This is a genomic window from Candidatus Delongbacteria bacterium, assembly GCA_041675285.1.
In the GTDB taxonomy this organism is placed as follows: Bacteria; CAIWAD01; CAIWAD01; order CAIWAD01; family CAIWAD01; genus CAIWAD01.
Map to the genome: position 1 here is coordinate 17,437 of JBAYTZ010000016.1, position 25,709 is coordinate 43,145.

A 25,709-nucleotide genomic window follows, 5' to 3' on the forward strand; every position below is an offset into this window, starting at 1 on the left:
GAACGCGCCCCGGCTCAGCATTCCGGGGCGGCTCCAGCGGCGGCGGGGAGCCAGCGGGCGGCCAGTTCGTCCAGCTGGCGCAGCCCCTCTCCGGCCTGATCCAGACGGCCGGCGTCGGCCAGCTCCGCCAACAGCCGGCCCAGCCGCCGCAGTTGCTCCGCGTCCGCCGCCTGACCGGGTTGATCCAGCCGCGGCGGCCCCGGCAGCGAGCGCACCAGCTCCCGGTTCAGGCTGAGTTGGCCGTTCATGCGCAGGGGGTCGTGCCAGGTGTGGACCCAGGCCTGCACGGGTCCCGAATTGAGCCAGGCCGCCAGGGCCCGCGCCTCCGCCTGATCCCGGCAGAAGACCTGCATCACGTTGACCACGCCCAGGGCCGCGCCGGGCGCCACGGCCAGGGCCTCCAGCCGGCGGCTCAAGTTGGCCAGCAGCACGCGCGGCTGACGGGCCTGGTTCCTCCGCCCGGGCGACAGGTCCGCCAGCCGGACCACGGGCCGCTGCCGGCGCGCGCCGCGAAAGCGCACGGCCGTGTCGGCCCAGGTGTGGCGGAAGGGCTCGAGCGCGCCCGAACTGAGCAGGCGCACTTCCGCGGGTTCCGGCACCAGACCGGGACATTCGCGCACCTCCAGCCGGTAGAATTCGTCCGCACTCAGGCTGGCCCGCACTTCATGCTGTTCTCCCAGCGGCCGGGTCAGGGCGTGCAGACGGCGCAGCCCAGGCGGCTGCAGCAGCGGCCCCCAGCCTTCCGCGGCCAATTCCGTCACCAGGGCCGGCGGGCAGGCGTGCCGCTCCACCACGTCCAGTCGGCGCTCCAGCCGCTCCACCTGCAGGGCCCCGCCCGCCCCGTCCGCGCGCAGCTCCACCACCAGCAGCAGGGCTTCGAAGTCCGCCCGGGGAAAGAGCCGCAGGCCCGGCGCGTGCTGCAGGCGCAAGAGCCGGGTGCGCTGCGCCAGCCAGAGTCGGAGGGCCTGGCCGTAGCGGCTGGCCAGCCAGGTGTTGGGCAACAGCAGGCCCAGCTGACCGCCCGGCCGCAGGAACTCCAGGCCGCGCTCCACGAAGGGCACGTAAAGATCGAAGGGGCCGCGGGTGGTGGCGAAGCGCGCGCGCAGCTCCGCCCGGCGGGCGCTCCAGGCGGGATCGCGGCGCTCCACGCCGTTGCGGAAGGGCGGATTGAGGATCACGCGGTCGAAGCCGCCGCGCCAGTCGGCGGGCAGCGCGCTCCAGTCGGCCAGGGCGTCGCCCACCCGCCAGGCGCAGCCGGGGGTCAGCCGACCGCCCAGCGCGGCCGCGGCGGGATCCAGCTCCAGGGCCTGGCAGGCGGTGGCCCGGACACCCGCAGCCGCGGCGGCCTGCAGGAAGATGCCCGCCCCGGCGGCGGGGTCCAGCCAGCGTTGGTCCGCGGCGGGTTCCAGCAGCTCCACCAGCCGCCGGGCCAGGGGCCAGGGAGTGAACACCTGGCCGTCCCGCGCGGCCAGCGGATTCCGCCGCTTCTGCAGCTCCTGGAAAACCTCTCCTGCCAGCCCGGGCTGCCCGCGCCAGGGCGCCAGTTCCAGCCCGCCGGGCGCTGGCGGCGCGCTCCCGTCCAACTCGGCGGCCAGGGCCTGGTCCAGCAGCTCGTCCAGCTGCCTCGGGTGTGCGGGCGTCGCTCCCGGATCGGGGAGCAGGCGGGCGCAGGCCCGCGTCAGGTAGCTGGGAAGGGAAGGGCGGAGCGGCATGCCCGAAGGTAGGAAGCCGCGCGGGCGGAAAGCACCGAGCCCGGCGTGGGCCGGGCTCGGTTATCGACAGAAAGGGTCCACGTTTGCCTTGCGGCAAAAGAGGATGGGAAGGGTCAGGCGAGGAGCGCGCGGACCTTCTCCTGCAGGACGGCAGGATCCACGGGCTTTTGGACGAAATCGTTCACGGGCAGCAGGTCGTTGTCCGTGCCGAACTGCATGCCGCTCACGCGGCTCACGCTGGTCAGCATGATGATCGGGGTCTTGATTCCCCGTGCGCGCAGGGTCTGGGCCAGGGCGAAGCCGTCGTCGGGCTCGTCCATCATCACGTCCAGGATCATCAACTCCGGCTTGTTCTCCAGGGCGGACTGCAGGCCTTCCTGGTAGTTGTAGGCGGCCAACACGTCGTGGCCATCCAGCTCCAGCATTACGCGGCTGGCCTCGATGATGTCGATATCGTCATCCACGATCAGAATGCGTGCCATGCGGTGTCTCCTTTGCCGGAACGCGCCGGGCGCGTCCCTCTTCCATGCTTGCGGACCAAAGATAGTGCATGTTGAAAAATTCACAACAACCAAAGCCGGAAATTCACTTGCCAAAGCTGAAGAAGTGGCCGCGAGCCCGCTCCGGCCGCTGGGCGGTTCCAGCGCCGGATCGGTCGCCCTGTCAAAGGAAAACCGGCCGTCGGGTTTGACAGCCAAGCAGTTGCTACCTTTTGCCTGCCCTGCCAAAGCCGGCGCGCGGGAACGCGCGGATCCAACACCGGCCAAGCGGAGCGGGGCAGCATCCTGCGATCCCGAACCACGCCGCTCCCGCTCGTCAGCTTCCTGCGGTTGTCCGGATGCGCCTGGGACCCGCAGGACCCTACTAAAGAGAGCCGCATGTCGGATACGACTGACACGGGGAAGACCCCGGAAGCCCTGCCCGAATCATCCCAGACCGTCCATTTCAGCTTCGATGAACTGCCGGAGCAATACCGCCGCAAAGTCACCGCCCTGGGCTGGAGCAAGCCCATGGACGTGCAGGAGAAGGCCATCCCCCTGATTCGCCGGGGCATGGACCTCATCGTTCAGAGCCGCACGGGCAGCGGCAAGACCGGCGCCTTCCTGATTCCCCTCCTGCTGGACATCGACGAGAGCCGCGCGGAGTGCCAGGCCCTGATCCTGGTGCCCACCCGCGAACTGGCCATCCAGGTCCACGCCGAGCTGGAGCGCCTGACCGAAGGCCTCACCATGCGCAACGCGCTGCTCTATGGCGGCGTGGGCTATGGCAAGCAGCTGAAGGACCTCGAGAACAAGGCCCAGATCGTGATCGGCACGCCGGGCCGCGTGCTGGACCACCTGGACCGCGGCACCTTCTCCGCCGCCGCCGTGCGCTACCTGGTGCTGGACGAGGCCGACGAGATGCTCTCCATGGGCTTCTACCCGGCCATGCGCAAGGTGCGCCGCTGGCTGCCCGTCAAGCGCCAGAGCCTGATGTTCAGCGCCACCATGCCCCGCGCCGTGCTCAACCTCTCCAAGGAGTTCCTCCACCACCCGGAGTTCCTCACGCTGAGCGGCGACAACGTGGGCGTGGAGACCCTGACCCACGAGTACTACACCGTGGAGCCGATGGAGAAGGACCGCTCGCTGGTGCGCATCCTGGAGATGGAGAACCCGGCCAACGCGCTGATCTTCTGCAACCGCAAGAGCGACGTGGAATACCTGTTCCAGTTCCTGCAGAACGCCGGCTACGACGTGGACCGCATCAGCGGGGACCTGAGCCAGAGCGCGCGGGAGAAGGTGATGGGCCTGATCCGCCAGCACAAGGTGCGCTTCCTGATCGCCACCGACGTAGCTGCGCGCGGCATCGACATCCAGGACCTGGACATCGTGTTCCAGTACGACGTGCCCCAGGACCTGGAGATCTACGTCCACCGGGCGGGCCGCACGGCGCGCGCGGGCAAGAGCGGGCGTTGTATCACGCTGGTCACCTACCGCGACGAGCTGCCGCTCCGGGAGATTCAGACCAAGTTCCGCATCCTGCTGCAGAAGAAGGATCTGCCCGATCTGGAGCAGGTGAGCCAGCGCGTCTGCGAGCGCACCACCGTGCTGCTGGAGGAGCAGCTGCGCGACGCCGGCAGCGTGATGAACGAGCGCATCGACCGCTTCACGCCGCTGGTCGAGGAGCTGTCCCAGAGCGAGGAGGGTCGGCGCCTGCTGGCCCTGCAGCTGGACGACTTCTACCACCGCAGCCTGCACCTGCCGCCCAAGCTGCCCGAGGAGAAGATCCGCTTCGACGAGATGCAGGACGACCCCAACCGTCCGCGCCGCAGCGAGCGCGAGCGCGAACGCGAACCGCGCCGGGAGCGGGAGCCGCGCCGCGACGACCGTCGGGAACGCGAACCGCGCCGGGACGAGCGTCCCGCCCCCAGCGAGGCCGTGGCCGCCCCCGCCCTGGAGACCGCTGCGCCGCTGGAAGAGGGAGCGGCCAGCCCGGCTGGGCCGGTGAGCGAGGGTCCGCGCAAGCGTCCCCGCCGCCGTCGTCGCGGAGGGGCCGCCGAGGGCGCGGCAGGTGCGGAATCCGCCGCCGGCACGCCGGCCGCACCGGACGACGCGGCCTGAGCGTGTCCAGCCCGCGCGCCGGATCTCCCGGCGACCGCTGAGGGCCGCCCCGGCTGCCGGGGCGGCTGGACGGCCGGCGCGATTCCCCGCCGGTTAGCGCCGGGCCGGCTGGCATCCCGCGCCGCGGGCGCCCATCTTGACGGGTGGCGAAGCAGGCAGCGGTCACGGGACGGGAAGGCAGCCATGAGGCCGGAAGCGGAACAGACCCTCACCGACGAGCAGCAGGCCGTGGTCCAGGCCCTGAAAGGCCCGCTGCTGGTCCTGGCCCCCGTGGGCAGCGGCAAGACGCTGGTAATGGCGCGCCGGCTGGCCGCCGCGCTGGAGTCGGGCCTGGAACCTGAGCGCTGCCTCTGTCTCACCTTCACCAACCGGGCCGCCCGCGAACTGCGCCTGCGCAGCGCCGGCCTCGGCCCGGGCGCCGCCCGCACGGCGGTCTTCACCTTCCATGGATTCTGCTCCCACCTGCTGCGGCGCGAGGCCGCGGCGGCCGGTCTGCCCGGCGAGTTCACCGTGCTGGACGACCTGGACAGCCGCGAGCTGCTGGCGCGCTGCCATCCCCGGCGGGGCGAGCTGCAGGCGGAGGCGGAGCGCGAGGCGGCGGGCCTGTATCACGACTGGGGCCGGCGGCTGAGCGCCCTGGAGCCGGAGCAGTGTCGGCCAGGCTTCGTGGCCGCCGCGGCCCTGGAAGGCCTGGACGCCGGCCGGCGCGCCTGGCTGTCCGCCTATCTGACCCAACTCAAATCCCGCGCCGCGCTGGACTTTCCCCTGCTCGTGCACCAGGCCCGCAGCCTGCTGGCCGGCGACGCCGCGCTGCGCGCGCGTTGGGAGGCCCAGTACGGCTGGATCCAGGTGGACGAGGTGCAGGACACGCACATGTCCGAGTGGAGCCTGCTGGAGGCACTGGCCCGCCCCCACGGCAACCTGGCCTTCTTCGGCGACCTGGACCAGACCATCTACGGCTGGCGCGGCTCGCAGCCCGACCGCCTGCTGGCGGCCTTCGAGCGCGCGTTCGGCCAGCCGCGCGTCTTTCAGCTGGGGCTGAACCACCGCGGCACGCGGGCGATCCTCGAACTGGCCGGCCAGGTGGCCGCCGGACTGCCCGATCGCCACACGCGCCTGCAGCCCGCTCCCCACCTGCCCCAGGGCGAGCCCGTCCGCTGGCTGCTGGCCGACGATCCGGAGGACTGCGCCCGGCGCGTGGCCCGCGAAGTGCTGGCGCGCGGCGGTCCCGGCACGCGGCCCGCGGTGCTGGCCCGCAGCAACGGGGTCTGCCGGCTGGTGGCCCGGGAGATCGAACGGGCGGGCGGCACGGCCCTGCTCGAGGAGGACCTGCGCCTCTCCCGGCGGCCGGAAGTGCGAGCCCTGCTGGCGCCGCTGCGGCTGGTGGCAAACGAGTCCGACCTGGACGCCCTGGGGCGCTGGCTGCGCTGGGGTGGCCTGGAGCCTGAGCTGCGGCAGGCCGTGGAGCGCGTGCAGCCCCATGCCGCGGAGGCCCACCTGGCCCTGACGGACCTCGTGCGCGGCGGCACGCTGGCGGCCGGGGATCCCTTCGCCGACCTGCTGGAGAGCTGGGAGCGGCACCATCACGTGGTCCTGGACGTGGAAACCAGCGGGCTGGATCCGGAGCAGGACGAGGTGCTGGAGATCGCCTGCCAGCGCTGGTCGCGCGACGTGGAGCTGGACCGCTTGCACCTGCTGCTCAAACCCACCCGGCCGCTGGGCGCCTCCGCGGCCGTGCACGGACTGGACGCCGAGCTGCTGCGCCGCGAGGGGCGGGATCCCGCGCGGGCCTTCGCCGAGCTGGTGGAGTTCATCGGCCCCTCGCTGGTGGTGGGCCACAACATCCGCTTCGACATCTCGCTCCTGCAGGGCCACGCCCGCCGATTGGGCATCCAATTGCCGGACTGGCCCACGGCGGACACGCTGGCGCTGGCCCGCCGCGTCCTGCGCACGGGGAGCATGCGGCTGGGCGACCTGGCCGCCCGGCTCCAATTGCGCCACGAGCCCACCCACCGCGCCATGGACGACGTGAGCGCCACGGCGCACCTGCTGGAGGTCCTGGTGGCGCCCGTGCTGGAGAGCCGGGAAGATCGGCGGGACTTGGTGGCCGGCGCGGCGGAGGCCTTCCGTCCCTGGGCCGCGCGGCTGGACAAGCTGCGGGCCCTGGCCCAGACCCTGCGTCCGCCCGAACTGCTGGAGTTCAGCTCCGGCCAGAACTGGTTCCAACGGGGCCTGCCCGGCGGCCAGCCCACACCAGCATTACGCCGGCTGCAGCGTTGGTTCCAGCGCCAGGACACGGAAGAGTGCGCCGGACGACAGCCCCGCTCGGCCCTGGCCCATCTGCTGGAGCAGGCGGCCCTGGCCCGTCCCGCCGACCTGTTGGAGGACGAGGGTGTACCCGTGCTGACCATCCACGCGGCCAAAGGCATGGAGTTCGATTTGATTTGGCTGACCGGGCTCTGCCAGGGCGTGCTGCCGGACTTCCGCAACCAGCGCGGCGCCGGATTGACCGAGGAACGGCGTGTCTGCTACGTGGGGATCACGCGCGCCCGGCGCGAGCTCTGCTGTTGCGCTTGGCGCCTGGACGAGCGCGGCCGGCCCGCGGGCTGGTCGGAGTTCGTCCAGGGGGCGGCCCCCGCGTGAGGCGCGATGTCGACGTGGTGGTGGCCGGCGCCGGTCCGGCGGGAGCCACGGTCGCCCTGCTGCTGGCGCGGGCGGGCGTGGAGACCCTCCTGCTGGAGAAGCGCGAGTTTCCCCGGGACAAACTCTGCGGCGGCTTCCTGGCCGCGCGCACCCTGTGCCTGCTGGAGGAGCTGCACGGCTCCGCCTGGCCGGCCGACCTCATCCACCAAGGCGAGGATCGTTTTCAGATCTGGCACGCCGGCCGCCTGTTGACGGATCGCCGGCTGGGCGACCGGATGGCCTTCGTGCAGCGCCTGGAATTCGACGAATTCCTGGCTCGCCAGGCGGTCCGGGCCGGGGCCGAGTTGTGGGAGCGGGCCGAACTGCGCGACGTGGCCCCCACGGCGGATGGCCGGGCCGTGGAGCTGCGGCTGGCCGACGGCCGGGATTTGAGCGCGCGCTGGCTGGTGGGGGCCGACGGCGTGTTCTCCCGCGTCCGGCAGCACGTGGACCCGGACTGGAGGCCGGGCGTCGCGGCGCTGGAACTGCAGATCCCTTGCGACGCCGAGTTGCCGCCGCGGCTGGATTTCGGACTCTTTCCCTGGGGCTACGGCTGGCGCTTTCCCAAGCGCGGCGTGCAGACCGTGGGCGTCTGCGGCGCCAGCGGGAGGACGGGCTCCCTCGCGCCCGCGTTGCGCGCCTATCTCGCTCAACTGGGGCTCGAGGCCGGTCCGGGGTTGGCAGGCTGGCCGCTGCCGGACCGCCCCGCCCGTCTCTGCCGCGGGCGGATTCTGCTGACGGGCGACGCCGCCGGTCTCTGCGAACCCATCTCGGGCGAAGGGATCTACTTCGCGCTGCGCTCCGGCGAGCGCGCTGCCCGGGCCCTGCTGGCCGCCCGGCTGGTCACGGCCCACCACGCGGAGGAACACCTGCGCGCCGGCTACCAGGCCGGCACCCGGCACCTGCGCCGGCAACTGCTGGCCTCGCGCCTGTTCCGACCGCTCTTCCATCGACCCGGAGTGCAGGAACGCTTGCTCCGGACTTTCGCCAATCTGCCCGAGCTGAACCAGGTGGAGTGGCCGGACATCCTGCGCCACGCCGCCCGCGAGCTGCTCCGCCCGCGCTGAGTCCGGCCCTGGCTCAGGTCCGGTCGGCCACGTCCAGCCGCCGCACCGGACGTCCCTCGATGTAACCCCGCTCGCCGCGCGGCTCCAGCTGGAAGCGCGGCCCGGCCTCGTCGTCCCAGGCGAAGCCGAAGGCCTCCGGCCGATAGGCCTGGATCTCCGCGCTCAGCGCGGCAATCGCTTCCCCGAATTCCTCGTCGGGAAAGGGCGGACCCTGGAAGACCATCCACAAGCTGGCGGGCAGCTCGATGCACTCGAAGCCGTCTGGCAGCGGCCCGGAATAGTCCCGCGGGACCTCCACGCCCTGGACATAGGTGGAGGTGCCGGGCGGGCGCAGGGCCTCGGGCAGCCAGAGCCCCATCGGCTCGTGCAGCGCGTCGGGAAGCGCACCCAGCTGCTCCCACACGCCGCATCCCACCTCGTCGCAATACTGGAAGTAGTGGGTGGCCCGCACGCCGCGCTTGAGGATCAGCCGGCGGGCTGGCCGCTCCACCACCTGGACGAACACGGTCTGGGTACGTCGGGAATCCTGCATCGTTCCTCCTCCCACTGGGGTGATTTCGTAGACGCCGCGCATCCGCTCCGGCATAAAGGTCAGCACGGGGGGCCGCTCCCGCCGGTACTGCCGCGGCGAGAGGCCGAAGTGCCGGGTGAAGGCGCGGGTGAAGCCCTCGTGCGAATCGAAAACGAAGTCGAAGGCCACGTCGATGACCCGGTCGCGCGTGGCCCCCAGGCTGTGCGCGGCGGCGCTGAGCCGGCGCAGCCGCAGATAGGCGAAGGGCGACAGTCCGGTCTGCTCCCGGAACAGCCGCGAGGCGTGCCACGGGGAGCAGCCGGCGCAGCGGGCCAGGGCCTGCAGCGTGACGGGCTCGTTCAGGTGGGCCTCGATGTGGGCCTGCATCCGGCGGACGGCTGCGGGTCTGGCTTCCGGCGTGGACATGGCGCCTCCTCCTGCCCCCAAGATGGAGGATCCAGCGATCCAGGTCTTGACCATGATTGCTCGCTCGGCCGGTGCCAGGCTGGATTGTCCTTGGGCTGGGTTGCGTGCGATACAGCCAAGGATCAGCTCTAGCGCGAAGACTCACAGGCTCAAAGGCGTGCTGACTGTGGGGATGAGCACGCCCTCATCCCATTGCGCCCCGGCCATGGGATCCCCCGGTCAAGCCGGGGATGACGATGAGGGTGCGTGAGGTGAAGCCCGCAGGGCTGAACCAGAAACTGGGTGAAGCGCGAAGCGCGAACCAACTACCAGCGGACCGGGAAGAGCCTGCCTCGGCCGTCTGTCTGACGGCGGCCGTGAGGCCGCCTAGTTACGGCCGCTGAAAAAAGCGCCTCTTTGGCTCCACCTTTCTGGCGCCAGCAGAAAGGTGGAATACATGGCGCCCGGCCAGGCCGGTGCCAGGCCGGTGCCAGAGCACTGTCCATCACCCACGACAACGGCCGGCCCCGGGAGGGACCGGCCGTGGAGAGGTCAGGCTGGTGGGACGCTCAGGCTTTGGGAATGGCCCAGAGGTGCTGCAACGTGCGCTCCAGCTCGGGGCCCAGCAGCGCCGGGTCGCCGGTCTTCTCGGGCATGTTCTCGAAGGCCGTGTAGGGGATCTTGAAGTTGCGCACCTGCACGTACTGCGGATCCGCGGCCTCGATGGCCTCCCAGTCGTTGGTCTTGTAGTAGAACTCCATCTTTTCGTCCGGCAGGCTGTGATACAGGATGGAATCCTCCTGGCCCGGCCGAGCGCGCTTGCGGTTCTTGCGCAGGCTTTCCTCGAAGGGCACCTTGATGTACATGATGCGCGAGCGGCTCAGCAGCTCGTCGGAGAGATAACCGAAGGCTTCGCGGAAGCCGTTCTCCCCGCCGCGGGCGAACTCGATCAGCGCCGTGTGCGTGTCGTGATAGTTCGGGTTGTAGGCCAGCTTCTTGGCGTATTCCAGGTTGATCCGCTCCAGGAACATGTTCCAGACGAAGTGCTCGTTGAAGTAGTACTTCTCGTCGCTGAACTTGCGCGGCATGCCGTGCTTGCTGTAGATGTTGTCAATCTCGAAGCACTCCCAGACGAACACGAAGTCGTCGATCTCCTCGAAAGGGCCGACGTGGAAACGCGCCGCGCGCTCGGCGTCCGGGGTCTTCTTCAGGTAGTCGATCACCTCGCTCTTGCCCGCTGCGGGCCGGCCGATGATGATCAGGTTCTCGAACAGATTCGCGGCCATGTCGGCTCCTATGGATGTGTTTTTTCGAAGCAAACCACAGAGTCACAGAGACACAGAGAGATTAAAGTCTGGTTGAAGAACTCATTTCAGATTGCCTTGGCTGTGTCTCCGTGTCTCTGTGTTACAGATCCCCACGCGGGTGGCCTGGTCTTATAGGCGGCTAGGCCACACGAGGAGTGGATTCAAACAGCAGGCGTCCCACATCAAGCTGGGGAGCCCGCTTTGAAAGCTGCAAGACCTCGATTCCCACCAGCTGGCCTTGATCGTCGTAGTCCACCACAATGCCCGGAGAAATCTCTTCCGAGCGGGTTGCTTTGCCTTCGCTCAAATCGAGATAGAGCGCATCCGCCTGTTGGTCCACGGTAAGTCTCATATCTGTCTCCTTCTGCGATCCAGAAACGCAGTCACCAGTCGGATCGGCTGCGTTGTGTTATTGACGATCACCCGCAACACACGCTCTTCCGCCTCCTGGATGCGGATCAACCGATGCTCCAGTGATGGATCCAGTGCGTCAGGTTCCCGCCAATCCGGCTGGTGAAGGGCGCGTTGGATCCACTCTTCGGGAATTCCGCGCTTGGCGATTGTCAGGCGCGCGTGCTGGGTCCATTCGAAATCCATCTCAATGCCCGCCGCCCTTCTTGGCCTCCGGATAGGCGCTCCAGACCCGGCTGGCCAGATAGAGGCCCAGGGCCGCCACCGGGATCATGGCCAGCGGCCAGGGCCGCCAGTTGACGGGATCCGTGGCCGGGCCGATGAGCGTGCCCGCCTCGTCCAGCTGCTGCTGGGGCAGGATGGCCGCGTAGGTGAAGCTCATCACCGCCGTGCCCAGATAGACGAAGCCGTCGATGATCCCCACCGCCACGCCCACGTTGCGCGTGCCGCCGAAGTCCATGCTGGCCGTGCCCGAGAGCATGCCGTGTACGCCGATCACGGCCATGGACATCACGATTACCAAGAGGCCCACCGCCGGCGAGACGTAGGCGAAGGCCAGCACGGCCGCGCCCAGCAGCATTACGCCGTAGAGCAGCACGGCCACCGGCCCGCGCCGGCTCTTGAAGACGTGGTCGGAGATCACGCCTGCCACCACGCCGCCCAGGATGCCCGCGATGCAGAGCAAGAGGCCCCAGTTCTCGTAGACGAAGCCGTCCTTCAGGTGCAGGACGCTATCCGTCTGCTTGGCGAAGGTGCGGAACCACTGCATGATCGCTTGGCGCAGGAAGCCCGAGCAGAACTCGATCAGCGCGATGGTCATCACCACCGGGTTGCGCAGCATCAGCGCGAAGACCTTGGCCGCGCCCAGGGGCGGCCCCGTGTCGTTGCTGGAGGCGTCGCCCGTGTTGAAGTCGCGCTGGCCGGCCTCGCCGGGGGTATCCCGCACGTAGATCGTATCCAGCACCCAGAAAATGCCCAGCAGGATGGCCGGGACGAAGAAGACCCAGGGCAGGCCGCGGGTGGGATCCAGCTCCGTGGCCAGCCCCTTCAGGATCATCGTGCTCCAGTCGAAGGCGAAGTAGATGCCCAGACTGATCAGGATGCCGAAGATGGCGCCGAAGACGCCGCGCTCGCGCACGTGGAACCAGGCCGCGTTGACCTTGACGATGGCCACGGCGCCGAAGCTCTGGAAGTACATGTTGAGGCCGTAGAGCCCGGCGAAGAGCAGCACGAAATTCCCGGCGATCCACTGGTGGCCCGGGCCCTGGTGCAGCAGGCTGAGCGAGGCCAGACCCATCAGCACGTTGGCCACCAGGGCGCCCGCCGCGCCCATCAGGATGGAGAAGCGGCCGCCCAGCTTGTCCGTCAGCGGCCCGTTGATGATGAAGGAGAAGCCGTAGATGATGGTGCCCACGCCGAAGATCAGCCCGAAGTCCGCGTTGCCCATCATGGCCGAGCCGTCGGAGCCCACGATGTCGCCGAAGGCGCCCTTGCTCACCTCCAGGTTGTAGCGTCCCATGTAGAGGAAGGCGTAGGTGAGACCCAGGGGCAGCCAGTTGAGAACGCGTCGGCGGCGGTAGCCGTCCGTGTGCCCCACGTCGATCTTGGGCAGCCGGCTCAGGACCACCACCACGGCGGCCAGGAGCAGCAGGATCGGCAGCAGGTTGTTCAGCCAGGCAGGCATGGTTCCTCGCTCAGTTGGGGATGGGGTTCGGGTTCAGGGGCGATGGGTGAAGCGGCCGCCCGCCGGCGCCTCCAGCTCGGGATGGGCCGCGATCCACTCCGCCACGGCCGTGAACAGCGTGCCCGAGCGGCTCTCGTGCGCGGCGGGCTCGAAGCCCATGTACTTGGCGCCCAGCCCCAGCACGTAGTCCACCGTCGCCACCGTGTAGACGGCCCCGGGGTCCAGCGGCTGGCCGGCCACCGTGGGCTCCAGGATCTCCACGCCCGCCGCGCCCTCGCGGTAGGCGCAGCGGATCCCGGCCAGCTGCAGGATGCCCTGTTCTTCGTGGAGGCTGGCCTTGGCATTGGTGCGCAGCAGGGTCAGCAGCTCCGCGCCCGTGGCGCGGAAGAGCACGATGGTGTTGGCGAAGGGCAGGATCTGCTTGATGTCCAGCCGTGACACCGGCCCGGACTTCAAGTCCGCGCGCAGGCCGCCCGAGTTCAGCAGCGCCACGTCGGCACCCGTGATCCCCAGCAGCAGGTCGCTCATCAGGTCGCCCAGGGCGCTCTCTTTGTAGTAGTTGCGACCGAAGTCCGTCGCCGCGTGGCCGATCACCACGGCGTACTCGGCGTCGATGCGCTCCTCGTGGGTTTTCACCAGCGCCGCCAGTTCGGGATCGGGGTTCTTCACGTCGCGCTGGAAGAGCGGGATCAGCCGTCCCTCGTGCGCCGTCACCCGGTCGTCCTCCACGGTCAGGTCGAGGCGCCCCAGGTCGCGGGCCGAGCTGCCCGCCTGGGCCACCAGCACGCCGTTCACCAGCTGGGGCGTCTTCAGGCGCGTGTGCGAGTGGCCGCCGATGATCACGTCCGCGCCCGTCAGCTGGGTGGCCAGCAGGCTGTCCTCGCGCCAGCCCTGATGGGTCAGCAGGACGATCAGGTCGGTCTGCGGGTCCAGCTCGGCGATGGCCTCCCGCGCGGTTTCGGCCACCGGCCGCACCTCGATGCCGCGCATCATCTCGCGGCTGACTTCCTGGGCCAGATCGTCCAGGATCAGACCCACCACGCCGATTTTCAGCCCGCCGCGCTCCAGCACGAGCCAGGGTGCCGGGGCCAGCAGCTCGCCGTCGCGGCGCAGATTGGCGGAGACCACCGGGAAGCTGGCCAGCCCGATCAGCTTGGGCAGCGTCTCCACGCCGTTGTCGAAATCGTGGTTGCCGATGGTGGCGGCGTCGAAGCCCACGCGGTTCATCATTTGAATGAAGGCGCCACCCTTCACGCCCTCGGCCTCCACCTCCGAGAGGGGCGTGCCGGTGAGCCAGTCGCCGGCGTCCAGCACCAGCGTGGCGGACGCGCCGGCCTTTTCCCGGGCCACGGCCTCCTGCAGGGCCACCATGCCGCCGGTCAGGGGCTTGGGATCCTCCTTGACCCACTCCGCCGGTTCGGGCAGGTAGTGGGTGTGCATGTCGTTGACGTGGAGGATGGTCAGCTGCCGAGGTTGGGCGCAGGCCGAGAGGGCCGCGCAGGAGCAGAGCAGGACCAGGGTGGATCGCAGGCTGGAAGGGCTCATGTGCGGCTCCGGTTGTTGAAATGGGCTGACAATATAGGGACTCGGTCAGCCCCATGATGTGGGTTCCGTTAGGTCAAGCTCTGTCCAGCCAAGTGGACGAGCGGAGCCAAAGAATCCGAATTCCATCTCAATACAGAGACACGGAGGCACAGTGCTGAGTTGTGGGATCATGGTCCAAAGGGAATGGCATGATCGATTCTGAACTCAACCTCATCTCGGGCCTCATCGTGCGTTCTGCCTTCCAAGTGCATCGGAATCTCGGCCCGGGCTTATTGGAAAAAATCTACGAGGTCTGCCTGCTGCACGAGATCCGCAAACGCGGATTGCAGGTGGAGAGTCAGGTCTGGCTTCCCGTCGAATACGATGGGCTTCGATTGGACGCCGCGCTGCGACTCGATGTCGTGGTCGAGGGCCGGGTGTTGATTGAATTGAAGACGGTTGAGCGAGTGCTACCCGTCCATGAAGCTCAGATCCTCTCTTACCTACGTATCTCCGGATTGAAGATCGGCTTGCTGCTCAACTTCAAGACCCAATTGATGAAGGAAGGGATACGCAGGTTTATCCTCTGAACCAAGTGCATTGATTGAAAGCTGTGTCTCTGCGTCTCTGTGGTCGGTTCCATATCAGCGTGGCTGTTCGAGCTGCACCGTGCGAGTGGGGAAGGCAAACTCCACGCCCCGCGCGGCGGCCAGGCGCAGGATGGCCAGGTTGATCCGCTGGCGCACCACCAGGTGCTCGTCGTAGGGGATGGCGTGGGTGAAGTAGACCACCAGCACGTCCAGGCTGCTGGTGCCGAACTCCGTGAAGGCCACCGTCACGGCCTCCGCGTCCACGCCCGGGTCTGTCACCAGCAACTGCCGGAGATCCTCCACGAAGGCCGTCAGGCGCTCCGGCTCCGTGGCGTAGAGCAGGCCCAGCGACATTTTCACCCGGCGGCAGGTCATGGCCGACCAGTTCTCGATCTGTTTCTCGGTCAGCAGCTTGTTGGGCACCACGATCAGGCTCTTGGAGAAGGTGCGGATCCGCGTGGAGCGGAACCCGATGCCCTCCACCGTGCCCTCCTGGCCGTCCACGCGCACCCAGTCGCCCACCCGGAAGGGCCGGTCGCTGAGCACCACCACCGTGCCCAGGATGTTGGCCAGCGTGTCCTGGGCCGCCAGCGCCACGGCCAGTCCGCCGATGCCCAGCCCCGCCAGCAGGCTGGTGACCTGGTAGCCCAGGTTGTGGGCCACGAACACGGCCGCCAGCGTGATCAGCAGAAAGCGCAGCACGCCCGTCAGGATGGGCGCGAACTGGCGGCGGCCCGTCTCGTCGCCGGAGAAGAGCCGGTCCTCCAGGAAGGCAGCCAGCGGCGTGATCAGCCGGTAGAGCAGCCAGATCACCAGCGCCATGGCCGTGGCGTGCCAGGCCAGCTCGAGGTAGCGTGGCAGGTTCAGCGGCGTGGTGGGGAGTTGCAGCGCCACCAGCGACCAGTAGACACCCAGGCTGAGCAGAAAGGCCGTCATCGGCGGCTGGATGGCCTCCAGCACCAGATCGTCGTGGCGCATGCTGGTCAGCGCCGTGACCCGCATCAAGTGGCGCAGGATGACCTTTTGGAAGATCAGGCGGACGAGGAGCATGCCGAGCAGGATGCCCGCGGCCAGCAGCAGGCGGGCGCCATCGAAGTGCAGCTGATTCAAGACGGTGGTTCTCCCTGATGGTCCGGCCCCGCTGGCCGGGCGTTCAAAATAGCCAACGGGGTGGAAGCTGTCGCGGGCGGCCGGACGACGGGGCTCCGGCACGGCCGTCAGCCTCGCCCCGCCACCGGGGCTCCTTGCGGCTTGCCGGGAGCGGAGGTAGATTCCCAGTGCCGCCCACTCATCCCGGGCGACGAACTCTCCCGATCAACCCAAGCAGGGGAACTCGCATGCGGGCATCACACTCCACCCACCCGGCCGGCCTCCGCTGGCTGCTGACCTTGTTGCTGATCGTCCTTGGCCTGTCCGCCGGCGGCGCGCGGGCCCAGGAGAGCGCCACCGTCACGGTGGAGGGCCTGGCCCAGATCATCGACGGCAACACGCTCTCGGCCCGGGAGGCCGCCCTGCGCGACGCCATGCGCAAGGCCGTCGAGACCGCCCTGGGCACCCTGATGGAGAGCCGCACGATGGTCGAGAACTTCGAGCTGAAGAAGGACGAGATCTACAGCCGGGCCTCGGGCTTTGTCAGCACCTACGAGGTGCTCGAGGAGAAGAAGCAGATCGACATGTATTGGATGAAGGTGCGGGCCGTGGTCAACCAGCAGAAGCTGGGGGACGACGCCCGGGCGCTGGGCCTGCTCCAGGAGCTGGTGGGCAAGCCCAAGATGATGATCATGGTGGACGAGTACTGGTGGGACGGCAGCCTGGCCAAGGACCAGCAGGAGGCCGTGGACGACCCGGCCAGCGCCGCGCGCATCGCCGAGCGCTTCCTGGGCCGCGGCTTCGCCCTGGTGGACGCGGAGACCGTCAAGAAGCTGCGCTCCAGCGAAATGCAGACCATGGACGACCTGATGAACAACGGCGAGGCGATCATCCGCCTGGCCCAGCAGGCCGCCGCCGAGTACGGCGCCGAGGTGCTGATCCTGGGCACCTGCAAGGCCGAGCCCGCCAACCTGGTGGGCGGCAAGTACACGGCCACGGCCACCTTCACGGCCAAGATCGTCGACGCCTCCACGGGCGCGCTGCTGGGCACCAAGCAGTACTCGCAGAGCGGCGTGGGGATCAGCCCCGAACAGGCCCGCAGCGAGAGCGGCGCCCGGGCCGGCGACGGCGTCAGCCAGACCCTGATCGATCAGGTGCTGCAGTACTGGCAGGACAAGGCCAACAACGGCATGGACTACGTCATCAAGCTCTACAACGTGGACTCCTTCGTCCAGCAGGGCATGAAGTTCATCACCGGCTTGAAAGGGATCGGCGGCGTGACCCACGCCAAGAAGCGCAGCTGGGACGAAAAGCTCCACCGGCTGGAGATCGACCTGACCTACAAGGGCAACGACGTGGACGAGCTGACCTACGCCATCGTCGAGGCGCTCAGCCCGGCCTTCCCGCAGCTGGATCTGCGCGAGGCCAAGGGCAACAACCTCAACTTCTATCTGAAGAAGTGAGAACCGCGCGCCTGTTCTTGCGCGGCGGCCTGCTGTTGACGCTGGCCCTCGCGGCCCTGGCCGGGCTGCCCAAGCTGCCCGCCGTGCCCAAGGCCCCGGCCGCTCCCCAACTGGCCGCCTCCGGCGCCGGCGCCGCGGATCCCAAGCTCTGGTTGGGGCGGGCCGACGAACTGGTGGCCCAGCTGGACGGGGCCACGGCCTGCCTGGAGTCCGGGCGCGCCGCGCTTTTCTCCCTGGCCGCCACGGCGGAGGAGAAGAAGCTGCTGGCCGATTTGCAGGTCGGCGGCGACGCCGCGGCGGGCGACGTGGTCGTCAAGTCGCGCCAGTACCAAGCGGAGGTGGTGGAGCGGGCCCGCCAGGAGCGGCGCTTCGCCGCGAAGCAGTTGAACGCGGAGCAGGCCCGCAACATGGGCCGGCTGGGCAGCAACCTGCTGCTGGCGATCCGCCGCGACCAGGTGGCGCTGGAGGCCGGGAAGAAACTGGTGGGCGACGCGGACGACGTGCTCAAGGCCGCCCGGGAACCCCGGCAGGCCCTGCGCCTGGGCAAGGACGCGGGGCGCGTGGCGGCCATGCCCGCCCGGCTGCAGGAATCCCTGGGCCGCGTGCCCGGGCAGCTGGACGCGCTGGGCGCCCTGCTCCAGGCCGTGGAGCAGACCCGCGCCAACAACCAGCTGGAGCTGACGCCGGCCCCGGCCAGCGGCGGTTCGTACGAAACAATCGAGGACTTCTAGGGCATGCCAGTCACGGGCACAACCAGTTCAACGACTTGGGGAGGCCGCCCGCGCGCGGCCTTTCTCTTGCCGTTCCTGCTGCTGGCGTGCTTCGCCGGCCTGCTGTCCGGGCCGCTGGGCGCGGCGGAACCCGCCGGGCCGGAACTCGTCGTGACAGACATTTTCGTGGACGCGCGCGCCGACGTGGACGCGGCCTTCCTGGCCGACGGCGGCCGGGAACTGGCGGCCCGGGCGGCCGGACGCCTGCCCCAGCTGCTGGCCCGCAACTCCGGCTGGCGCGTGCACGCCGACTTCCTGGCCGATCCCGCCCGGGACGTGGGCGCCCTGGCCCAGGCCGGCGAGCGCGTCTATGTGCGCGGCGTGGTCACCCGCGCCGACATCCGCAAGACCGTGTTCTACGGCGGCCTGCAGGTCTGGACCTTCAGCCTGGGCCTGCGGTTGGAGTTCTTCGACATCCGCAGCGGCCAGGTCTGGTTCGGCCAGGACGCCACCGTGCGCATCCCGCTGGAGACCGCCGCGGAGCCCGACCGGGCCACCCGCCTGCAGCAGTTCAGCGACGCGCTGGACCTGGCGCTGGAGACCGCCGCCACCCGCAGCGGGAGCCATTACCGGCCCGGCAGCCTGGAGGCCGTGGGCACGGCGCTGGGGACCGACGGCCTGCTGGTGCTGGATCGCGGCACACGCCAGGGTCTGACCGTGGGCGCGGCGGGCGAGCTGATCCAGGGGGAATCGCGCTGGCTGCTGCGCGTGCAGGAGGCCGAGGGCGACTGGTGCGCGGCGCGCGTGCTGGCGGGCAACACCGCCGAGGCGCCGCCCCTGCGGCAGCCCGTGCGCTTCAGCGGCATCAACGGCCTGCTGGCCGCCGAGGGTCCGCCCCTGGCCGTGGCTGGCGCCGCGCTGCCCGCCGCGGGACAATTGGACGAGTGGTTCGACGTGGATCCGGCCACGCTGGGCCAGTGGCTGCACGACGCGCTGGTGGACAGCCGGGCCTTTCCCATGCTGCCGCCGCTCTTGGTGGGTTCTTCCTCCGGCGCGGAGCTGGCTGCGGCCTTCTTCCGCGCCCAGAGCGTGTTCTCCGCCGCCGGCGACGTGCGCCAGGACGAGATCGTCGGGCATCGCAGCCTGCCCCAGGCCCTGGCCCGGCTGGTGGTGACCCACGCCGGAATCACCCAGTCCCGGCGGCTGGGCTACGAGGCCCGCACCCTGCGGCTGGGCCTGCTGCTGGAGATCTACGACCGCCGCACGCACGAGGTCCTGCTCAGCCTGCCCCACCAGGCCAGCCGGGTGGAGAAGCACAACGAGACCTACCGCCAGGCGGATCTGGGCGCGGCCTGGCGCGAACTGGCGCGCAGCGCGCTGGGCGAGCTGGCCCTCAAGGCGGCCGCGGCCTGGCGACCCGCGGGCCGCGACCTGCCGGTGAGCGGCGTCGCGGGGGAGACCGTCGTCCTGGACGGCACGGCCGCGGTGGGCGAGCGGGGCCTGCTGCTGCGGCCCGGGGAGCCTGTGCTGGACCGCCAGGGTCGCGCCCTGGCGCGCCGCATGCGCCAGATCGGCCTCTGCGAGGTGCGGGCCGCGCGGCCCCGGCTGGAAGCCGAGCTCACCGTGGGCGACGGCGTCACGACCCCGGCCGCGGGCGACCTGCTGCGCCTGCCGGCCTGGAGCGCCCGGCCCAACACGCGCATCCGGCACGTGCAGGCGGGCGGCCCCAAGGTGGACCCCGCCTGGACGCCGGACACGCTCCAGATCGCGCTCTGGGCCCACCAGGCCATGGGCGCGGGCCGTTTCAACATGCTGGCGCCGGCAGCGCTGGCCGCGGAAGTGGCCGCGGCGGAAGTGGCCCTGGCCGGCGGCGAGTTCGTCGCCCGTCCGCTGGGGGAGATCCTGCTGAACGATTCGCCCCAGCCGCAGATCCTGGTGGACGTGCGGGTGGGACTGGCGCGCACGGAGCGCGAGGCCACGCAGTACAAGGCCACGCTGGGCTTCACCACGGGCGTGGAACTCTCCTTCTTCAGCCCGGCGGGCGAACCCCTGCTGCTCTTCGTGGACGCGGCGGGGAATCCCACTCATCAACGCAAGAAGGCCTGGACCCTGACGGAGAATCAGGTGCTGGCGGAGGGCCAGGTGGTGCAGGGCGTGCCGGAGGCCGAGTACCCGGAGCTGCTGGACGCCTGCCTGCGCACCTGCCTGGAGGAATTGGGCAAGGAACTGGGCGGCGGCCCGGCCAAGGGAGGCGGTTCATGACGACTCTGACGGTTCATCAGGACGAGCAGGTGGCGCTGGTCACCCTGAATCGGCCCCTGCTGCGCAACGCCATCGACGACCGGATGGTGCGCGAGCTGCACGACCTGACCGGCACGCTGGAGGCGGACCCCGGCCTGCGGGCCGTGGTTCTCACCGGGGCCGGCAAGGCCTTCTGCTCGGGCATGGACCTGGCCTACCTGGAGCGCAGCGTCGAGGCGCCGGAGGCGGAGATCCGCCTGGATACGGAGCGCCTGCGCGAGCTGCTGGTGTCCATCCGTTCCAGCCGCCTGCCCTGGATCGCCGCGATCAATGGCCCGGCCGTGGCCGGCGGCTGCGGGCTGGCCACCGCCTGCGACCTGATCCTGGCGGACCGTGTCCATGCGCGCTTCGGCTATCCCGAGGTGCGCATCGGCTTCATCCCGGCGCTGGTGGCCGTCTTCCTGGCCGAGCGCGTCGGCGAGACCGCGGCCCGCGACCTGCTGCTCACCGGCCGGCTGGTCAAGGCCGACGCCGCGCTGCGCATGGGCCTGATCAACGAGCTGGCCGAGGAAGGCCAGGTGCTGGCGCTGGCCGGCCAACGCGCCCGCGCCATGGCCCGGACCTGCTCGGGCGAGGCCGTGGCGGCCACCAAGCTTCTGCTGGAGCGCCTGCGCGGCTTGTCCGACGCCGAGGCCCTGGACCTGGCCCTGGAGGCCAACATCAAGCAGCGCTTCAGCGTCTCCTGCCGCAAGGGCGTGCGGGCCTTCCTGGACAAGGAAGACCTGGACTGGCGCCGGCTGGAGGGCTGAGCGCGTTCCCGGCCGCGGGATCCGCCGGCGGCCCGGCAGGTGGGATCCCAAGGCTGGGGAGGGGCGGTGGAGCACGGGTTTGAATCCCTCGCGACCTTTTTGCACACCTACGCAGCCCCGCTTTTCTGGCTGGCGGGCTTCTCCCTGCTGCTCACCCTGGCCTCCCTGCTGCTAGTGCCCTGGCTGATTCTGCGCCTGCCCGCCGACTACTTTGCCGGCGAGAAGCGCCGGCGCGCGGCCTGGGCCCTGCGCCACCCGCTGATCCGCGCGCTGGTGCTGACGGGCCGGACCGTCGTGGGCCTGCTGCTGATCCTGACGGGCCTGGTCCTGCTGGCGCTGCCGGGCCAGGGCCTGCTGACCATCCTGATGGGCCTGATGATCGCGGTCTACCCGGGCAAGTACCGGCTGGAGCGCTGGCTGGTGACCCGTCCGGCGCTGCTGAAGTCCATCAACTGGCTGCGCCGCCGCGCCCATCGCCCGCCGTTGGACCTGGATTGAAGCTGGAGCCTGGCATGATGCCTGACACTACTGCCGGGATTTGTCCAGCCCGTCTGACCATCCGCCGGCCCAGCCAGCTCGACGGGCTCAGAAACGCCTTGCTGCTCCTCTTCCTGCTGGCTGCCGGCCGGCTGGGGATGGCGCAGGAGCCGCTCCACGAGAGGTTGGGATTCAGCACCGGGTCGCTGACGAATCAATCCGCAGAGCACATCCGGCGGACGTTTACGGAGGCTGGGAGGGTCGGGCGCTGGATTCGGGCCGACTGCGACTGGTCGGTGGTGGAACGCGTGCCGGGAACCCTGGAGTGGGAACCGGTGGACCGTTGGGTGGACATCGCCCGGGAGTTGGGCCTGAACGTGGTCATGGTGGTGGCCTACACCCCGACCTGGGCGCGGCCCGCCTGCCTGTCGGACAAGCTGCACTCCGCCCCGGATCGCCGTCACCTGGACGAGTGGCGGGCCTTTTGTGATTCGGTCGCGACCCGGTATGGGCGGGGCAAGGGCATCCATCACTTTGAGATCTGGAATGAGCCCAACGCGCAGGAGTTCTACTCGACCCTGAACAAGGACCACACTTGCCGCAGCGCAGCCACCTATCGCGAGGTTCTGGCTGGTGCGGCGGAACGGATTCGGGCGCGGGATGAACGTGCGCAGATCCTGGTGGGCGGGATCTGGCCGAAGGCGGAGGACAACGAGTGGAACCGGGTGGTCGGAAGCCGACTCTGGCTGCAGCGGCAGTATGGATCCACCCCGGATTCCGCGCGGGCCTTCTCCGCCAGTTTCGATCTGCTTGGATATCATCCATATGCCGTGTACGAAGACCGCGCCGGCGGGAGCACCGGCGGACCGCTCTCGGAACCTGAGGCGTTGAATCCCTTCCTGTTGACCGCCGAGCTGCACGCCATCATGGTCGCCCACGGCGACGGCGACAAACAGATCTGGGCCACTGAACTGGGGGCGCGGACGGGCGGCGCACATCTGCCCCGCGTGGACGAGGCGACGCAGGCCCGCTGGGTGGGTGAGTACCTGAACCAATGGGGGCGCTGGGACTTCGCCGGCAAGCTCTTCTGGTACAACATCCAGGATGAATGCCCACCACAGGATCCGGCGGGTTGGTGCCACTACGGCGTGCTGCGCTTCGACGGCTCTCGGAAGCCGGCCTATCATGAACTGCTGCGGTGGGCGCAGGGGCGGTAGCCTGGCATGATGCCGGACACTACTGCCGGGGTTTGTCCAGCCCGCCTGACCATCCGCCGGAATTGACACTCTGGCAAACTCAGCGGCCCCCGGCAGGAATCTGCAGACGGGCAGCGTGGAAGAAGCGACTCGTGGCGGCCCGTCGGAGTGCCTGGCCCCGGATCGGCGGCGTTCTGCTGCGGGGGGCGGCGCGCGCGCGGCGGGCCGGCTCCATTCTCCGGTTCACCCCCCGCGGCCCAATTTTTGCATCATGAAACTGGATCCGGAACGTCAACCACCCCGCTCGCGGGAGGCAAGGAGGAGACATGAAGTTGGAATGGCTGCGCGGCCTGGGCGTCGCGGGAGTTTGCTGCCTGGCCGGGTTCGCCCACGCCGGGACCGTGAGTCCGGGTCTGGGGCGGCTCTTGGCCACCCAGGCGGCCGACGCCGAGTTGCGCGTGCTGCTGGCCCTGGATTCCCGGGCCGACGTCGCCTCCCTCGACCAGCGCCTGCATGCGGAGCGCGCCGGTCTGGCCCGCCGGCATCGCGAGGTGCTGGAGCTGCTGCAGTCCACCGCCCGCACCAGCCAGGGCCCCGTCCTGGCCGCCCTTGGGGAGCTGCACGAGGCCGGCAAGGTGGAAGGCTACACGCCGCACTGGCTGATCAATGCCGTCGTGGTGCGGACCACCGCCGCCGTCGTGCCCGAACTGGCCCAGCTGCCCGGCGTGGAGCGCGTGGAGGCCGACCTGGTGCCCGAGCTGATCCAGCCGGCGGGCGCCGGTTCCGGCGAGCGCACGGAGCGCGAGATCGGGATCACGCCGGGCCTGCAGGCCATCCAGGCCGACCGCGTCTGGTACGAGCTGGGCATCCGCGGCGAAGGCGCCATTGTGGCCAACATGGACACGGGCGTGCGGCGCACCCACGAGGCCTTGGTGGACCGCTGGCGCGGCAACTTCGCCCCCGCCTCCGAGTGCTGGTGGGACGCCTGGGGCAACACCACCATGCCGTCGGACAACAACGGGCACGGCAGCCACGTGATGGGGACCATTACGGGCCTGGCCCCCAACGACAGCATCGGCGTCTGTCCCGGCGCGCATTGGATCGCCACCAACGTGATTGACAGCGGCGTCGGCACCGCCTTCGACAACGCCGTGCTCGCCGGCCTGGAGTGGCTGGCCGATCCCGACGGCGACCCCACCACCGTGGACGAGGTGCCGGACGTGGTCCAGCACAGCTGGGGCATCAACGAGGGCTTCGGCTACCTGGATTGCGACAGCCGCTGGTGGGAGGCCATCGACCACTGCGAGGCCGCCGGCGTGGCCAACACCTGGTCCGCGGGCAACGAAGGCCCCAGCGGCACCAGCCTGCGCAGCCCGGGCGACCGCGCCACCACGGCCACCAACTGCTTCAGCGTGGGCAGTGTCGCCTACACGGCGCCCTACGCCATCAGCTCCTTCTCCAGCCGCGGACCCTCGGGCTGCGGCGGCACTTTCAGCATCAAGCCCGAAGTGGTGGCGCCCGGTTCCAACATCTACTCCGTGAACGCCTCGGGCGACACGGGCTACACCACCATGGACGGCACCTCCATGGCCGGTCCGCACGTGGCGGGCGTGGTGGGTCTGATGCGCAGCGCCAACCCGGATCTGGACGTGGTCACCATCAAGACCATTTTGATGGAGACGGCCCTGCCCCTGGGCACGGCGGGCGAGGACAACACCTACGGCTGGGGACTGGTGAATGCCTACGAGGCCGTGCTGCAGTCCATGACGGGCTACGGCACCGTCAGCGGAACCGTGAGCGGGGCCGGCGGCCAGCCGCTGGCCGGCGTGCTGGTGCAGGACAGCGCCGGCGATCGCCACGACACCAGCGACGAGCTGGGCCAGTTCTCCATCATGTTCCCCGCCGGCGAGGTGACCCTCGAGGCCGCCTTCTTCGGCTACCAGACGGGCCAGCAGACCCTGACGGTGGAATCCGGCGTGGTCCACACGCTGGACTTTCAGCTCCAGCTGGTGCCCAGCGCCGAGGTCTACGGCGTGGTGCTGGACGGCTTCGGCCAGCCCCTGGCGGGCGCCCAGGTCTCCATCAGCGGCCCCGACATGCCGGCTTTCCCCGTGCAGACCACTTCCGCCGGCGGCGCCTTCTCCTTCACGCTGCCTCTGGGCCAGCAGGTGCTGGTGAGTTGCGCGGGCAGCGCCGATCCCGTCAGCCGCCCCCTGGGACCGGACGCCCACGGCTACCGGGCCTTCGACCTGGCCGACGGCAACACGGATTGGGCTGAGGTGAGCGTGGCCGCCGGCGGCAACCAGCTGACTCTGCAGGGCCGGAACCGCGCCGAGTACGACTGGTCGCTTATCGATCCCGAAGCCGGCGGACCGGGCAGCGCGCTGCCCTTCGACGCGGGCGAGCAGTCCTTCGTGCTGGACCTGCCCTTCCCCTTCCAGTACTACGGCCAGAGCTTCACCCAGTGCACGGTGTGCTCCAACGGCTGGGTCGCCCTGGGCGCGACCACGGCCACGGACCGCCAGAACGGCTCCATCCCCAGCGCCGGCGGCCCCGCCGCCATGCTGGCTCCGGCCTGGGAGGACTACAGCCCGCACCTCGAGGAAAGCGGCACGATCTCGCACTGGTACGACGTCCAGGGCGGGCGCTTCGTGGTCGAGTACCACCACATCCGCCAGGCCAGCCCCGCCTCGGCCTTCGAGAGCTTCCAGGTGATCCTGCTGGATCCCGAGCGCCACCCCACCCTGAGCGGCGACGGCGCCATTCTCTTCCAATACGGCGAGGTGACGAACATCGCCAGCTGCACTGTGGGCATCGAGAGCCCGGACGAGACCACCGGGCTGCTGTACTACATGGCCACGGGCTCCAACGGTGTCTACGGCGCCGGCTGCCAGCCCATCGCGCAGGGACTGGCCGTGCTTTTCACCACGGGCCTGGTTCCCCAGGCTGGACTGGATCCCGTCCACGACCTGGTCATCGACATGCTGCCCACCCTGCAGGCGCGCTTGAGCTGGTCGCCGGCGCAGGGCGCGCTGGGCTACCGCGTGGAGCGCGCCACCCAGATGGGCCAGTGGGAGACTCTGGCCGTCACGACGGGCACCAGCTGGGTGGACGGCGCGGCCTACGGCACGCGGCTCTACCGGGTGGTCACCCTCGGCCAGGACTGAGTCGGTTTCACCATCGAACAAGCAGAGGGCACGCCGCGGCGTGCCCTCTTTTCATGTTGATGGA

General features: G+C 69.7%; 20 protein-coding genes. 11 read left to right on the top strand and 9 right to left on the bottom strand.

What is annotated here, in order from left to right; translation table 11 throughout:
* Positions 1 to 14: 14 nt before the first annotated feature.
* Both WC326_13640 and WC326_13645 read right to left on the bottom strand, forming a co-directional pair.
* Complete coding sequence (locus WC326_13640; GenBank protein MFA7332107.1) at positions 15 to 1,712, bottom strand: N-6 DNA methylase; 1,698 nt, start codon at positions 1,710 to 1,712, stop codon at positions 15 to 17.
* A 113-nt stretch (positions 1,713 to 1,825) separates the two neighbouring features.
* The gene (locus WC326_13645) at positions 1,826 to 2,194 is read right to left on the bottom strand and encodes a response regulator (GenBank protein ID MFA7332108.1); all 369 of its coding nucleotides are present in this window, start codon (positions 2,192 to 2,194) and stop codon (positions 1,826 to 1,828) included.
* Positions 2,195 to 2,590: 396 nt separating this feature from the next.
* Between WC326_13645 and WC326_13650 the strand changes: the two genes are divergently transcribed.
* From WC326_13650 to WC326_13660, 3 genes are all read left to right on the top strand, one after another.
* Entirely contained in the window at positions 2,591 to 4,312 is a 1,722-nt protein-coding gene (locus WC326_13650) for a DEAD/DEAH box helicase (protein MFA7332109.1), read from the top strand.
* A 183-nt stretch (positions 4,313 to 4,495) separates the two neighbouring features.
* Entirely contained in the window at positions 4,496 to 6,955 is a 2,460-nt protein-coding gene (locus WC326_13655; protein ID MFA7332110.1) for a UvrD-helicase domain-containing protein, read from the top strand.
* Positions 6,952 to 8,061 (top strand): geranylgeranyl reductase family protein, encoded by a 1,110-nt coding sequence (locus tag WC326_13660; GenBank protein MFA7332111.1) that lies wholly within the window; start codon positions 6,952 to 6,954, stop codon positions 8,059 to 8,061. Before WC326_13655 ends, WC326_13660 begins: the two co-directional genes overlap by 4 nt.
* Positions 8,062 to 8,074: 13 nt before the next feature.
* Here WC326_13660 and WC326_13665 read toward each other — a convergent pair whose 3' ends face one another.
* The 6 genes from WC326_13665 to WC326_13690 all read right to left on the bottom strand — a co-directional run bounded on the left by WC326_13665 (position 8,075) and on the right by WC326_13690 (position 13,924).
* Positions 8,075 to 8,998 carry an AraC family transcriptional regulator gene (locus tag WC326_13665; GenBank protein MFA7332112.1) on the bottom strand — a complete coding sequence of 308 codons (924 nt, stop codon included), beginning with the start codon at positions 8,996 to 8,998 and terminating at the stop codon, positions 8,075 to 8,077.
* A gap of 548 nt (positions 8,999 to 9,546) precedes the next feature.
* Positions 9,547 to 10,263: a hypothetical protein gene (locus tag WC326_13670; GenBank protein ID MFA7332113.1), complete on the bottom strand. Its 717-nt coding sequence runs from the start codon at positions 10,261 to 10,263 to the stop codon at positions 9,547 to 9,549.
* Positions 10,264 to 10,423: 160 nt separating this feature from the next.
* Positions 10,424 to 10,636: a DUF2283 domain-containing protein gene (locus tag WC326_13675; GenBank protein ID MFA7332114.1), complete on the bottom strand. Its 213-nt coding sequence runs from the start codon at positions 10,634 to 10,636 to the stop codon at positions 10,424 to 10,426.
* Positions 10,633 to 10,881 carry a DUF4258 domain-containing protein gene (locus tag WC326_13680; GenBank protein ID MFA7332115.1) on the bottom strand — a complete coding sequence of 83 codons (249 nt, stop codon included), beginning with the start codon at positions 10,879 to 10,881 and terminating at the stop codon, positions 10,633 to 10,635. Before WC326_13680 ends, WC326_13675 begins: the two co-directional genes overlap by 4 nt.
* A 1-nt stretch (position 10,882) precedes the next feature.
* A complete protein-coding gene (locus WC326_13685) occupies positions 10,883 to 12,379 on the bottom strand; it encodes an MFS transporter (GenBank protein MFA7332116.1) in 1,497 nt (498 codons plus the stop codon).
* 33 nt (positions 12,380 to 12,412) lie between these two features.
* Complete coding sequence (locus WC326_13690; protein ID MFA7332117.1) at positions 12,413 to 13,924, bottom strand: bifunctional UDP-sugar hydrolase/5'-nucleotidase; 1,512 nt, start codon at positions 13,922 to 13,924, stop codon at positions 12,413 to 12,415.
* Positions 13,925 to 14,112: 188 nt separating this feature from the next.
* On the opposite strand from WC326_13690, the gene WC326_13695 reads away from it, so the two are divergent.
* Positions 14,113 to 14,493: a GxxExxY protein gene (locus WC326_13695; GenBank protein MFA7332118.1), complete on the top strand. Its 381-nt coding sequence runs from the start codon at positions 14,113 to 14,115 to the stop codon at positions 14,491 to 14,493.
* A 54-nt stretch (positions 14,494 to 14,547) separates the two neighbouring features.
* Here WC326_13695 and WC326_13700 read toward each other — a convergent pair whose 3' ends face one another.
* A complete protein-coding gene (locus WC326_13700; protein ID MFA7332119.1) occupies positions 14,548 to 15,603 on the bottom strand; it encodes a mechanosensitive ion channel family protein in 1,056 nt (351 codons plus the stop codon).
* Positions 15,604 to 15,830: 227 nt separating this feature from the next.
* On the opposite strand from WC326_13700, the gene WC326_13705 reads away from it, so the two are divergent.
* From WC326_13705 to WC326_13735, 7 genes are all read left to right on the top strand, one after another.
* The gene (locus WC326_13705; GenBank protein MFA7332120.1) at positions 15,831 to 17,045 is read left to right on the top strand and encodes a flagellar assembly protein T N-terminal domain-containing protein; all 1,215 of its coding nucleotides are present in this window, start codon (positions 15,831 to 15,833) and stop codon (positions 17,043 to 17,045) included.
* Positions 17,042 to 17,776 (top strand): hypothetical protein, encoded by a 735-nt coding sequence (locus tag WC326_13710; GenBank protein ID MFA7332121.1) that lies wholly within the window; start codon positions 17,042 to 17,044, stop codon positions 17,774 to 17,776. The genes WC326_13705 and WC326_13710 overlap by 4 nt, the downstream gene beginning before the upstream one ends.
* A gap of 66 nt (positions 17,777 to 17,842) precedes the next feature.
* On the top strand, positions 17,843 to 20,017 hold the full coding sequence (locus WC326_13715; GenBank protein MFA7332122.1) for a hypothetical protein: 2,175 nt from the start codon (positions 17,843 to 17,845) through the stop codon (positions 20,015 to 20,017).
* Complete coding sequence (locus WC326_13720; GenBank protein MFA7332123.1) at positions 20,014 to 20,805, top strand: enoyl-CoA hydratase/isomerase family protein; 792 nt, start codon at positions 20,014 to 20,016, stop codon at positions 20,803 to 20,805. The genes WC326_13715 and WC326_13720 overlap by 4 nt, the downstream gene beginning before the upstream one ends.
* 66 nt (positions 20,806 to 20,871) lie before the next feature.
* Complete coding sequence (locus WC326_13725) at positions 20,872 to 21,303, top strand: PGPGW domain-containing protein (GenBank protein ID MFA7332124.1); 432 nt, start codon at positions 20,872 to 20,874, stop codon at positions 21,301 to 21,303.
* A 14-nt stretch (positions 21,304 to 21,317) separates the two neighbouring features.
* On the top strand, positions 21,318 to 22,499 hold the full coding sequence (locus WC326_13730) for a cellulase family glycosylhydrolase (GenBank protein ID MFA7332125.1): 1,182 nt from the start codon (positions 21,318 to 21,320) through the stop codon (positions 22,497 to 22,499).
* Between the two features lie 305 nt (positions 22,500 to 22,804).
* A complete protein-coding gene (locus tag WC326_13735; GenBank protein MFA7332126.1) occupies positions 22,805 to 25,645 on the top strand; it encodes a S8 family serine peptidase in 2,841 nt (946 codons plus the stop codon).
* The last annotated feature ends 64 nt before the right edge of the window (positions 25,646 to 25,709 follow it).